Here is a 12,869-nt window from a genome sequence, read left to right on the forward strand (position 1 = left end):
TTTGTTTCTTCTCAATTATTCCAATTCACTTGGTGCAGGTAGTTGGACAGGGTAACAGCATCTACCCCTAACTCAGTACGTTCTTTTGCTGCTAAAACGGCTGCTTGAGCGTGCCACAAAGCGGCCGTTGCCACCATTGCTCCTCCGTCTATCTCTTTTTCATGGAAACTAGAAGTAGTTTGCCCTAATAACCCTCCAATCAACCCAGTTAAAATGTCTCCACTACCTCCCCGCGCTAAAGCGGGGGTACTTTCAGGAATTAACCAGACATGACCATGAGGGTCAGCGATCACTGTTTTAGCCCCTTTGAATAAAACGATTGTACCACTTGCTTTAGCCGCAGCTTGAACAGCCGCTATTCTATCTCCGCCAGGAGACTTAATATCAGGAAACAGCCGTTTAAATTCCCCTAGATGAGGGGTTAAAACCGTGAGGCTCTTTTTCTTTAATAAAGTGTCAATAGTTCCTAACTTAGCTAGAATATTTAACCCATCCGCATCCAAAACTAGAGGACACGGTGCTGTTAATACTTGTTCGACTACCGATGTTGCCTCCAAGGTTAACCCCGGTCCACAGGCAATGACATCATAGTTGTCAAAAGCTGTGGCTAGGGGGGGTAATTGAGCGATCGCCCCGGTTTCGGTTTCTGGACACTCAATAATTAACGCATCGGGTAACTGACTGACTAACAAAGGTTTTAGAGACTCAGGAATGGCAATCGATAGCATTCCCACACCACTACTACGCGCACCCAACCCTGTTAAAATACCACCCCCTGCATAGCGACGAGAACCACAAATAAGCAACAAATGCCCCTGCTTGTATTTATGGGTTAATAAGGGACGGCACAAAGGTAAAAATTGTCGTGCTAGCGTTAAAGTCAACTGTTTTACGGGGGCAGGTTTGGGTATAATTGCCCAGATATCTTGAGGAGGAATACCAAAATCAATCCGTTCTGCTTTGCCAATATAGTTTAAGGCTTGATCTTGAAAATAAACTGGCTTCCACAAGCCTAAACAAAAACTATAGGTGGCTTTGATAGCTGTTCCTAAGACTTCTCCTGTATCGGTATGTAAACCAGAGGGAATATCAATACTAATGATGGGAATATGGCCTTGATTAAGAATATCTATAGCCTTGGCAATATTTTCTGGGAGTAATTGTGTTAAACCAAACCCAAATAAGCCATCAATGATCAACTCACATTTTCCTAAACATTTAATGTCTTTATAACAGGTAATCCCTAGATTTTGAGCATAATTTGCATGTTGTAAAGTTAATTTTTTTGACTTAGAAAATGGCTGATATAAACAGATATCATAACCTTGTAAATATAACTCTCTAGCTATAACTAGAGCATCTCCACCATTATGTCCAGGTCCAACTAAAACTCCTATTCGTAAGGTTTGAAACAGGGGATAAAGTTCTTGTATTCGACGAGCTAATAAAATTGCTACTTTTTCCATTAAGGCTGCTACAGGCATTCCATTCTGAAAAATTCGGGCTTCAATTTCCCTCATTTGTTCTGCCGTAACAACAATATTATCTAGTAGTTTTAGTTGATTTATTATGGACATTTAAGTTTTTATGTTGAGATATAATTTCAAGAAAGTCGTTTATACCAAACTTGCAATCTAATGATCAAAGACATAAAGACAGAGTTTGATATCGAAACGATAAGTTTATAAAAAAACATAACTATTATACAGATAATATCATATTCAGATCTTGTATCTAAATTACACCATGTGTACTAAACTATTCGACTATTCGACTATTCGACTGGATTTGTACCTATAACATAAAATATTCGCCTTAGTTAAACAAATAAGATTCTAAGTTTAAGCTCGATCTCCACTACTGATTATCAAAATTTTGATTAGATAGAAGTATCTTTATTAAGATAAAATTACCAAAAGATTCATAAAAATAGTGAATTAAAGAATTGCGAATCTATAAATAATTAAACACTGAATAAATACGTCAGGACATACGTAGTCTACCTTTTATTTTCTTTACCCAAAGCAAATTATTAATTATTAAAAATAAATATCTTTTGAATTTAAAAATATTTATTAATTAACTCTTTATTTTTAATTAAATCCAAAGAGTTTTATATTAAACGGCATCATTTTTTAAAAAAAAATAAGAAAATTTAACTTTAAAACTCTTTTTAATAAACGATTATTTTATTTTTCTCTATCTATAAGATTTTAATCGATTAATGGTCTCTTTTTTTAACTGATACTTATTGGTTTTTGGATATTTTTTTATTAAATAAAATTTATAATCATAAGATATATTGTCAAATATTTTGCATAAATAATTACAACTCCAATGTCATGATTAAGTAAAAATACAGATTTGTATGTTAAAAAAACTTTTTTCATTTCATTAGTAAACTTACTTTTAAGGTTTACAAATTTAAGTTTTTCTGGCAATAACTAACTCTTTAAATTGACTATTATAAATTTGTATTAAGCAAAGAAGGCTATCTATCTCAAGATAAATTGTCGTTAAATAAAATTTAATCAACGTGGAAATAAATTCAAATAAAACTCAAGCTTTCTTAAAAAGAAAAGAATATTTTTTTTAAAGTTTAAGGCAAAAATCATTGAAAAGGTTTTTAATATAGAAATTAACAATGTATCTAAATACAAAAAAATAGACGTTAAGATAGTTGATATTTGATAAAATCACTGTTATTTAACAATAATTAATTATAAAAAAATATAAAAACAAGAAAATAATGGAATATTTATATGTTTTTTAAACAAATTTTTGACAATTTTTAAAAATATTTTTTCCTTAAACCATGTACAAAATTATTGTGAATAGATTAATACTGTAAACTAAAAACATAGAAACTATATCTCATGTAACTTCTATTAAACAAGTAAATAACTATTATTTCGCAACTAAACGAAAAGTATTAAATACTAACATAAAAATAATACAAAAAACTTATAAATAAAAAGCAAAAAAAATAAGATTTATTATTTAATAATAAATAGCAATTCAAGATATTTTAAGACAAAACTTAGATCAGATATTAGGAATATTATAATTAGTTTATTTGTACTAAAAACCTATTTATTAGTCTTGAAAATTTATTAAAAATAATGCATTAAATTTTAAAAAATATTGCCTATTTCTATTAAGTTTTAGTAAAAAATATTGATAATTAATAAAAGTTTATTAAAAGGAGAGTTTATGAGCTCAGAAACTTTGTTAATTTTTAAATCTAAAGTTTCTTAAATTTGTATTTTGTTAGTTAATTCTACATCACCAAGTTTCGTAAAGTCAGTATATATTACAAATAATTTCTTTTCTTGCTCTGAAGCTCACTACTCTTCTGTAGTCATTTATAGAAAATATTTAATATGAAACTATTAAATATTTTCTCAGCTTTTTTTACTGAGATCTTACAACTACTTAAAAATAATCTAAGGAAGAAAAACAAGATGCAAAATAAATAAAGTTTGACGCTTAATCATCTGAATTAGATTATAAATTATTTATCTATTTAATTTTATTGTACTGGTATAATATCTTAATTTTGTAATCTTTTATCTTTTTAAAGCTTGTCAATAGTCTAAACTTGTAAAAAAAATTAAGTTTTAAATATACTAATGATGCAAAAATGCTCTTTAAAATCAATATTGATCTTTTTAAGACAGAAAAAATAAGGAGTATTTATCAAAAATGTTACTCTATTTAATACTTCCTAATAGATCAGAAATGTTATGTAAAAATTTAGTTCGGTGTCCACACTAAGTTATTTGTGCTAATTAATTTCCACTTAAAGTGGTTAGATATAAGCATTAGTAGGTTATAGAATAAATTAGTTTATCATCAGAATTTAACCTGTATCTAACTAACTCTATAAAGAGATTAGAGCTATTTTTAACCAAGTATCGCTGAATTTTAAAAAACTATACCAGTATCAGTTACTTCCATTATGACAACTTGAAGGACAATTCAAGCAGTACTTCTTAATTTTTAAATAAAAACTTTTTTATAAAAAAATCATCTCCAGAAACCAAAAATTGAATCAAGTAAACATTGACTAAATAAGTAAATAAATGAAATATTTCCAAATCAATAATAGCTTCTCTATAAGTAAAATCATAAAAAATGTCTGCAATAACGGCTAAAGTTCCCATCGTGGTAGCTAACAAATAAGAAGCAATTAGGGGATAATTATTTCAAGCTAATAATCCACAAAAAAGAATGACTGAACTGGAGATAACTCTTTTAGGGAAAGGTAGGTCAATACTTCGCAAATGAATTACTATCCCTACCATTGTTACTAGTACAAAAGCAAAATATTTATCTTCTATAGATTATCTTCTATAAAGATACAATCTTAATATGTACCTCACAGACAGAATCAAAGTTTCCTAGTCTTCTAAAAAATTGGCGAATATCCTGACTAAAAAGCATTCTTTTTTGAGAAAATCATTTTTTATGTTATAAGGTTGTGTCTTATCAGAGTTGAGGTAAAATTTTGAACTCATTCCAAACTTTCTTCGTCGCCTTCAGTGGCTGTCTTCCGCTTAAACCAATAACCAAGTGACCGTAACACAGAAAGTCAAAAACTCCTGTAAAACTTAGATTTATCTACTGATTTCCTGATACTATCAAAGATAGTATTGACGATCAGACAAGAAAGAATAACGATTAAATCAACTAAAAGAAATCGCTATCTGCTGTCATTTGGCAAAATAGAGGATTATGGATATTAAAGACGGCTTTGTTGGGACAGTTGGCAATACACCCTTAATTCGGTTAAAGAGTTTTAGCCAAGAAACTGGATGCGAGATTTTAGGAAAAGCCGAATTTCTTAATCCGGGGGGGTCTGTTAAAGATAGAGCCGCCTTATATATTATTAAGAGCGCAGAAGAAGAAGGATTGCTCAAACCTGGGGGTACGGTAGTTGAAGGAACAGCCGGTAATACAGGGATTGGGTTAGCTCATATTTGCAATGCGAAAGGATATAAATGTTTAATTGTGATTCCTGAAACTCAATCCCAGGAAAAGATTAATCTTCTCAGAACCTTGGGAGCTGAAGTTAAAACTGTCCCTGCAGTTCCTTACCGTGATCCCGACAATTATATTAAAGTTTCAGGGAGACTAGCTCAAGAATTGAAGAATGCTATCTGGGCAAATCAGTTCGACAATATAGCAAACCGCCTAGCTCATTACGAAACAACAGGTCCTGAAATTTGGGCGCAAACCGATGGAAAAATAGACGCTTGGGTATCTGCTATCGGAACTGGGGGAACCTATGCAGGGTCTACCTTATTTTTTAAAGAACAGAATCCTAACATTAAATGTGTCGTTGCCGATCCCATGGGCAGCGGACTTTATAGCTATGTAAAGACTGGGGAAATTAAATCTCAAGGAAATTCCATTACCGAAGGAATTGGTAATAGTCGCATAACTGCTAATATGGAGGGAGTTCCCATCGATGATGCTATCCAAATTAATGATCGTGAAGCTCTTCGAGTTGTCTATCAATTATTGGACCAAGATGGTTTATTCATGGGGGGATCAGTTGGTATTAATGTAGGTGCTGCAATCGCTGTAGCCAAAGAGATGGGACCTGGTCACACCATTGTAACAGTGTTGTGTGATGGAGGAGCCAGATATCAATCCCGTTTGTACAATCAAGACTGGTTAAAATCTAAAGGGCTAGTTGATTAAATTTAAGTAGTGGACTCTTGGCGGCTGATGAAATCTTACATCAAGAAGGGTTACAAAGACTTAATATTGTTAGCAGTTGTACCAGATAAAAATTTATTCAGCAAGAGTTGACCTAGTTGGAACAATTCAAATTTAATAAATGACCCGCGAATAATCGTTGCCAGTTAATTTGACAGAAGAATATTCCCTTTACCTAATAGGAAGGTAGCAAATTCTATAATAGAAACCGAAATAATCGTCAGAACTAAAACCTTGGCGGTGGTTATATGTTATAGTTATTACTTCCTCTACTACTAATGATTCTAAATATTTAGTTGACGAATCACATCTTCTGAAGCTAATGTTTTTAGTTAAGTTCGTCTGAAATTTTGATTAGTTATTAATATGAATTCTTCAGAAATTACGGTAGGCTGCCAAGTTCTCTTGAGTGTTAGTCCTCCCTATCTAAAAACGGCTGATCCCATGCCTATGTTGCGCCCGGCTGATATTTTAGAAATTGGGTCCCAAGGCATTGTTATTGATCGCCGTCCGGGGGATTATTGGGGGGTTCGTTTTAGCAAAGGAGTTTTTTTAGTGGAAAGTCAGTACCTCGAAAAACTTGTCCCCTGAGCTAACTAAGTTGGATTAAAAAGAGAAAAGTGTACAATGACTCTTTTCTCCGATCGCCGTTGACGAACTAAACTCAATTTAAATCCCAACTGTCATCCTTGATAAAGGACTAGCAAAAGCATCTTTGAGTAAAGCAACTTTATCAGTCGCTTCCCAGGGCAAATCAAGATCAGTTCGTCCAAAATGTCCATAAACTGCCACATCTTGATAGAAACGACCGCCTCGTTGTGAAGGAAATTCTCGTAGGTTGAAACTTTGAAGAATGCCTGCAGGACGTAATTCAAAATGTTCTTTAACTAAATCAAGAAGTTTATCTTCATCAACTTTAGCTGTGCCAAAAGTGTCCACGAGGATGCTCACAGGGCGAGCTACTCCGATAGCATAACTCACTTGAACTTCGCACTTGTCTGCCAAACCAGCAGCAACGATATTTTTAGCCACATGACGACAAGCATAAGCTGCAGAGCGATCTACTTTGGTCGGATCTTTACCAGAGAAAGCACCGCCGCCGTGACGAGAGTAACCACCGTAGGTATCAACAATAATCTTACGTCCTGTTAATCCAGCATCTCCTTGAGGACCTCCAATAACAAATTTACCCGTCGGGTTGACTAAAAAGTGGAGGTCCTTACTAGGTTTAATCTGAGCATCGTTCAAGACGGGTAGAATGACAGCTTCCCACAGATCTGATTTAATCTTTTTTTGAACTTTATCGTTGTCTGTAATCGAGTCAATAATTTCAGTATGTTGAGTAGAAACAAGAATGGTATCAATCCCCACAGGTTTTCCATTTTCATAGATAATTGATACCTGAGTTTTACCATCAGGACGTAAATAAGGTAGTTCTCTCATTTTACGTACTACGGCCAAGCGACGAGAGATGCGATGGGCTAGACTAATTGGTAAGGGCATTAATTCGGGGGTTTCATTACAAGCAAACCCAAACATTAACCCCTGATCTCCGGCTCCAATGCTATCTAATTCGTCACTACTAAGAGATTGTCTCTGTTCATGAGCTTCCGTTACCCCTTGGGCAATATCAGGAGACTGCTCGTCTACAGCAACCAAAACGGAACAACTATCAGCAGAAAAGCCATTGGTAGCATCAGTATAGCCAATTTCAGTAATTTTCTTACGAGCTAAATCGACAAAATCAACATGAGCTTTGGAGGTGATTTCTCCAGTAATTAAAACTAAGCCTGTGTTAACGACCACTTCTGCCGCGACGCGACTGCGATCATCATGGTTAAGCAAAGCATCTAGAATAGCATCTGAAATCTGGTCGCAGATTTTATCAGGATGACCTTCGGTTACAGATTCGGAAGTAAACAGATAACGACAAGACAATTTTACTTACCCTCTCTTAGCAACGATAATGATAAAGATGACGTTTTATAGTCTACAACTATACATGAGAATTTACGAATTAGTAAAATTGAATTTGATTAAGTTCGAGGATAGTAATATATGCCTTTTTTGAATGACTAGCTTAAGAATTATTCTGAGAGATTCCGATAGTTCCGGCAACTCCTCTTTGCTGGTCTATCGCAATATACCTGTCATAATCTTCTATCATTAAAGTAGAAGTAGGATAAGTTTTCAAACATTGACAAGCTTGGATAAATAATTGGGGATTAGGTTTGGTTTATATTTTATTTGAGCCTAGAATTAGTTAACTATATTCAGACAGTTGATAAACCTTGATAAGGGTTTCCATGTTATAGATAAAATCCAATATTTAAATAAATCTAATATAGAAGTAATAATTATATTGAATGATAATCGCAAACAGTTCAGACCATAACAATTGTTAGAAAATAACAGTAAGAAAATAATTTTTGACCATTTAAATAAAATTATTTTGATGTATTAAATATTTCTTATTAAGAAATATTTTTGATTTTTAACCGTTAAATGCCTCGGCAAAAAATACTTATGTAGTAAAAAAGCTATCAATCAGGTTAATAGCTTTTAGTTTATTTTTTGTTAATTAACATTAATGGAAGTACTCTTTTAAAAGAATCTCTCAAAGAGCTTTTGAACAATATATTCTTGGTTTACAAATAATCTGCAAATTAAATCTTGTGTTAACTAACAAAAAAGTTTACCATATCTGTGTTGCCTGTAGTTAACTTAAAAACTAATATTCACCGCGTTCTTATACTATTAAATTTACTTCAAATATTTAATGTCATTTAATGTTATTTTTCAGAATTTTGTATCTAACTAACTAAGTCTAAGACATTTATACCTTTTAGCCAAATTCAGTATCAAACTAAAACTTAATTTATAATATTCACCATTACCATATCATCTGAATTAACTTTCTAATATCTTTAGAAAGACAATTAACTTTCGTAAGATTTTCCACGGGAACTATGCAGAAATTTGAGAGCGCCATTAATTAAATTACTGTGAATTTCGCACTAATTTTTTCCATCGTTTTTTCCAACGACTTGTAGATTCTAAGTCACTACTGATTTGTTCTGTACGTCGTCGCTGATTAATGACCATAGCAGAATCTCGAAGACTGGGGTCGCGATAGGGAATAGCGGCACGTGTTTTTAAGTGTTCTTGTTCCTGTAAAGACAAAGGACATAAGTCTTGACAATTGAAACTTGCTATAGTTCCAGGTGACCGCCGCCCTACTCCTTTGGTGGGGGACACAGTTAACCCGGCTGACCGTAGAGCAGTTCTCACTGCGGCAGCACTTGAATATGTTCCCAACTTTCCTTGTGGGTGTAAACACCCTGATACAAGTTTAATAAATTCTATAGTCCATAATTGGGGACATTTTGGAGGAGAAAAAGGGTCAAGAAAAATTGCGTCGGCTTTAAAACCAGACTGGTAAAGAGTTTGAATAGTATTTCTGGCATCCCCTATCAATAGGTTAGCTCTTAATCTTGGTATTTGTATCTCATGATTTTGGGCGAGTTGTGTTAGGGAATCTCTAATAAAAGAAGGCCATTGTTTAAGTAAATGGTAAACACCGGCTTGATAAGGGACATCAATGTCAGATTCTAGAGCAATTAATTCAATGTGACACTCCCGATTAATTGACCAAATTCCCTCTAAAGCTGCTGCACTGTTGTAACCGAGTCCATAGCAAACATCGAGAATTTTCAATGACTTGTGACGTTTTGCTTTTTCTTTAAGTTGACAAGGATCGACAAATTTTTGTTCTGCTTCGAGTTTTGCTCCAGAATGGGAATGGAATAGTTCTCCAAATTCCTCAGAAAAGAAGGTGTACGAACCGTCATCAGTAAGTTGGGGGGTGAACATAATTAAGGTAAGAGGTCTGGGGAGATAGGACAACAGTTTGACATTTGACTTTTAACTTTTATGAAGTCGCGCTCGTAGCCAAGCGAAAGCGAGAAACTTCCAACTTAATAAACAGAGATGTAGAATTAAATTCTAACTTCCGTATTAGGTTGATTTAAGATTAAGTTTTTACTGACTTAATGACTTTAAGTGATCTTTTAAAATGGAGGACGAATATAGGGGAGAGGGTATGATCAAAAAAATACTGACTACGGAAAACATACGTCGCATCATCACCCGTTTAGCTTCTCAAGTCATTGAAAAATCGGGAGATCTCTCTGAGTTAGTACTTTTGGGGATTTACACCCGAGGGGTGACTCTAGCTTATCTAATCGCTCAGCAAATTGAGATGTTAGAAGGTGTTAAAGTCTCAGTAGGAGCTGTCGATGTGACATTTTATCGTGATGATCTTGATCGTATAAAAACTCGCACTCCTGCTAAAACTAAAATTCCTTTTGATTTAACGGGAAAAACGGTGGTCTTAGTAGATGATGTCCTTTACAAAGGACGGACAATTCGGGCAGCCTTAAATGCGGTGACGGAATATGGACGACCCGAAGTCATTAGGTTATTAGTTTTAGTAGACCGTGGCCATCGAGAGTTACCTATTCATCCTGATTTTACTGGAAAAAAACTTCCCACAGCTTCCCAAGAACAGGTTAAAGTGTATCTGCAAGAGACTGACGGAAGGGATGCCGTAGAGTTAATTGGGTAATAAACTACCTCACAAACCATACAAAAGCAAAGCATGATAGCTACTTTATTAGTTATTAATAAGTGTAATATTTGTGGCTCTTCTAGACTGAGTATGATAAGTTGGTAGCCAGTAACTCCTAAAACTCTTCTTCTGGGTGTGTCCTGTAACTTAATTTTTTTATAGAGATAAAGTTTTTAAAATATTGAAAACCTTGTAAGACAGTACTTTGAGCTTTTATTCATTAAATTTTCGTGACAGCTAGTCTAGAAGAGTCATATTTATTAAATTTTAGGGACTTGAGTTAAACTATTATGAGTGCAGAAATTATTTGTGTGGGGACAGAATTGTTATTAGGAGATATCCTAAATACTAATGTTCAATTTTTGGCCAAAGAACTTGCCAGTTTAGGAATTCCTCACTTTTATCAAACTGTTGTTGGTGATAATTTGACCCGTTTACAAGATGTTATTGAAATTGCTAGTCAACGGGCTTCTATTTTAGTGTTTACAGGAGGGTTAGGTCCAACACCTGATGATTTAACAACGGAAACCATCGCCCAGATGTTTGAGACTCCCTTAGTAGAACATCCTGAAATTATTAGAGATATTACTCAAAAATTAGCTGCACAGGGGCGAACTATGGCAGATAATAATCGTAAACAAGCTTTACTTCCTAAAGGGGCTGATATTTTGCCCAACCCTTCTGGAACTGCTCCTGGCATTTTGTGGCAACCTCGTCCCAATTTAACTATAATTACCTTTCCTGGGGTCCCTTCGGAAATGAAACGTATGTGGAGAGAAACCGCCGTTTCTTACCTTAAAAGCCAAGGTTGGGGTAAAGAAATTATTTACAGTCGAATGTTATATTTTAGAGGCATTGGCGAGTCAGATTTATCTGCAAAATTAGCTAACTTCTTCGAATTGTCTAATCCTACAGTAGCCCCCTATGCTTCTTTAGGGGAAGTGCGTTTAAGAATATCTGCAAAAACTCAATCAAAAATAGAGGCAATCGCGCTGATCGAACCAATTGCTAAAAAAATCCAGGAAATAGCTGGATCAGACTATTATGGATCAGATGATGATACTTTAGCTTTGGTAGTAGGAAATTTATTGAAGCAAGCAGGAGAAACGGCAAGTGTTGCTGAATCCTGTACAGGAGGCGGTTTAGGTGCGATGTTAACCACAGTTTCAGGAAGTTCAGACTATTTTCTCGGAGGAATTATTGCCTATAATAATCAGGTAAAAATAGATTTATTAGGAGTTAATTCCAACGATTTAGAACAATATGGAGCTGTTAGCGAGCTAATAGCACAACAAATGGCCCTAGGGGTTAAAAAACGGTTAGGGACTTCCTGGGGAATAAGTATTACAGGAATTGCCGGTCCTGGAGGAGGGACAGAAATTAAACCTGTAGGATTAGTTTATGTTGGATTAGCTGATAATCAAGGAAGAGTGGAGAGTTTTAAGTGTCAGTTTGGGGTAATGCATGATCGTGATACCATACGATTTTTAAGTAGTTATGCTGCTTTGGATCAATTACGTCGTAAATTGTTACTTAGAAAGTAGTATAGAAAACAAGAAAAGGGAGTGTTTAAAGCACTTTCTATAACAGTCAAATTTTTGATGAAATAAAAGCTTAAAAATTGACAAACCTGAGTATTTGTAACTGTCTTTATGTTATACAGACGAGTTTAAAATAAAGGCAAATCCCAATGAATCAAGTCAAGAAACAATTTACAGTTAAAATTTTACGAAGGTTGGCATCATTGTAATATTTGTGTTTTTTAGTAAAATACAACTATTACCAAAATAAACAGCTTTTTGTTTATCCACATTCACAGATTGATTCTTGGTTAACTCACAAATAAGTTATACCATCCAGATCTATAGAAAAGTTGTTTTAACATATATAGACAGGAGATAAACAGGAGTTGAAATAAGTCCTACGGCAGACAAAAACATTGTAAATATACGTCAAATTGAGCTCTAAATACCATTAGAAGTAATGCCAGCAACAACATTCACTAGCATCTCCACCCATTCCAGGTAAGGCTGGAATGGGTGGAGATGCTATCGCATCAATAGCAAACAAGGCAAAGACTTAAAGAATTACTAGACCAATATTGTTCATTTATTCAAGAATCATGATACAAGTGCGCTTATAGATTACATTTGCTAAAGAAGAATAATGCCGCCGCTAACATCAAGGTACTGATCCCTAATGGAGGTCGTTATTGATTAACCAAAGCCCCTTTTTCTAAAAAATGATCTAGATATTAGGCAATCGCCTCGCTGCGCCCCGCATACATTAATACATCCGTCAGACGAAAATCAGTAGTATTGACTCATGCGCTTTGAGTAAGTAAGACCTTAACATCGTTCAAATTAGCTTGACGAGCCGCACTTACCAACTAAAAATCTAAGGACAAAACCATAGTATTTTTCTAAACTTATTCCTTTATTATGCTCAGATTACATTAAAACGTAAACACTAAACAAGAGTCTTATCGGTAAGAATCGATTAATGGGTGACG

At 34.3% G+C, this 12,869-nt stretch carries 9 protein-coding genes; 4 read left to right on the forward strand and 5 right to left on the reverse strand.

Going from position 1 to position 12,869, the window contains the following annotated elements; all coding sequences use genetic code 11:
- Positions 1–11: 11 nt before the first annotated feature.
- From RGRSB_RS08145 to RGRSB_RS11190, 3 genes are all read right to left on the reverse strand, one after another.
- Positions 12–1,577, reverse strand: a complete 1,566-nt coding sequence (locus RGRSB_RS08145) for an NAD(P)H-hydrate dehydratase (RefSeq protein ID WP_172582078.1) — start codon at positions 1,575–1,577, stop codon at positions 12–14.
- A 2,418-nt stretch (positions 1,578–3,995) separates the two neighbouring features.
- Positions 3,996–4,166 carry a hypothetical protein gene (locus tag RGRSB_RS10215; RefSeq protein ID WP_172582079.1) on the reverse strand — a complete coding sequence of 57 codons (171 nt, stop codon included), beginning with the start codon at positions 4,164–4,166 and terminating at the stop codon, positions 3,996–3,998.
- A 42-nt stretch (positions 4,167–4,208) separates the two neighbouring features.
- Positions 4,209–4,343, reverse strand: coding sequence for a HupE/UreJ family protein (locus tag RGRSB_RS11190; RefSeq protein WP_420823012.1), 135 nt, complete (start codon positions 4,341–4,343; stop codon positions 4,209–4,211).
- A 394-nt stretch (positions 4,344–4,737) separates the two neighbouring features.
- Here RGRSB_RS11190 and RGRSB_RS08155 point away from each other — a divergent pair, with 394 nt between their 5' ends.
- Together RGRSB_RS08155 and sipA are read left to right on the forward strand one after the other, a co-directional pair.
- Positions 4,738–5,709 carry a cysteine synthase A gene (locus RGRSB_RS08155; protein ID WP_119260616.1) on the forward strand — a complete coding sequence of 324 codons (972 nt, stop codon included), beginning with the start codon at positions 4,738–4,740 and terminating at the stop codon, positions 5,707–5,709.
- Positions 5,710–6,093: 384 nt separating this feature from the next.
- Positions 6,094–6,318: a regulatory protein SipA gene (sipA, locus tag RGRSB_RS08165; protein ID WP_119260617.1), complete on the forward strand. Its 225-nt coding sequence runs from the start codon at positions 6,094–6,096 to the stop codon at positions 6,316–6,318.
- Between the two features lie 78 nt (positions 6,319–6,396).
- Here the strand turns inward: sipA and metK are convergent, their stop codons facing one another.
- Positions 6,397–7,665 (reverse strand): methionine adenosyltransferase, encoded by a 1,269-nt coding sequence (metK, locus tag RGRSB_RS08170; RefSeq protein WP_119260618.1) that lies wholly within the window; start codon positions 7,663–7,665, stop codon positions 6,397–6,399.
- A 1,062-nt stretch (positions 7,666–8,727) separates the two neighbouring features.
- Positions 8,728–9,600 carry a tRNA (5-methylaminomethyl-2-thiouridine)(34)-methyltransferase MnmD gene (locus RGRSB_RS08175; protein WP_119260619.1) on the reverse strand — a complete coding sequence of 291 codons (873 nt, stop codon included), beginning with the start codon at positions 9,598–9,600 and terminating at the stop codon, positions 8,728–8,730.
- 229 nt (positions 9,601–9,829) lie between these two features.
- Here RGRSB_RS08175 and pyrR point away from each other — a divergent pair, with 229 nt between their 5' ends.
- Both pyrR and RGRSB_RS08185 read left to right on the forward strand, forming a co-directional pair.
- Positions 9,830–10,354, forward strand: a complete 525-nt coding sequence (gene pyrR / locus RGRSB_RS08180; protein ID WP_119261018.1) for a bifunctional pyr operon transcriptional regulator/uracil phosphoribosyltransferase PyrR — start codon at positions 9,830–9,832, stop codon at positions 10,352–10,354.
- A gap of 293 nt (positions 10,355–10,647) precedes the next feature.
- Positions 10,648–11,901 carry a competence/damage-inducible protein A gene (locus RGRSB_RS08185; RefSeq protein ID WP_119260620.1) on the forward strand — a complete coding sequence of 418 codons (1,254 nt, stop codon included), beginning with the start codon at positions 10,648–10,650 and terminating at the stop codon, positions 11,899–11,901.
- Positions 11,902–12,869 lie beyond the last annotated feature (968 nt).

This window comes from cyanobacterium endosymbiont of Rhopalodia gibberula (genome assembly GCF_003574135.1).
Classification (GTDB): domain Bacteria; phylum Cyanobacteriota; class Cyanobacteriia; order Cyanobacteriales; family Microcystaceae; genus Rippkaea.

Coding starts and splice junctions, on each gene's coding strand:
- RGRSB_RS08145 (WP_172582078.1), bottom strand. CDS start 1,577: ATGTCCATAATAAATCAACTAAAACTACTAGATAATATTGTTGTTACG.
- RGRSB_RS10215 (WP_172582079.1), bottom strand. CDS start 4,166: ATGGGAACTTTAGCCGTTATTGCAGACATTTTTTATGATTTTACTTAT.
- RGRSB_RS08155 (WP_119260616.1), top strand. CDS start 4,738: ATGGATATTAAAGACGGCTTTGTTGGGACAGTTGGCAATACACCCTTA.
- sipA (WP_119260617.1), top strand. CDS start 6,094: ATGAATTCTTCAGAAATTACGGTAGGCTGCCAAGTTCTCTTGAGTGTT.
- RGRSB_RS08175 (WP_119260619.1), bottom strand. CDS start 9,600: ATGTTCACCCCCCAACTTACTGATGACGGTTCGTACACCTTCTTTTCT.
- pyrR (WP_119261018.1), top strand. CDS start 9,830: ATGATCAAAAAAATACTGACTACGGAAAACATACGTCGCATCATCACC.
- RGRSB_RS08185 (WP_119260620.1), top strand. CDS start 10,648: ATGAGTGCAGAAATTATTTGTGTGGGGACAGAATTGTTATTAGGAGAT.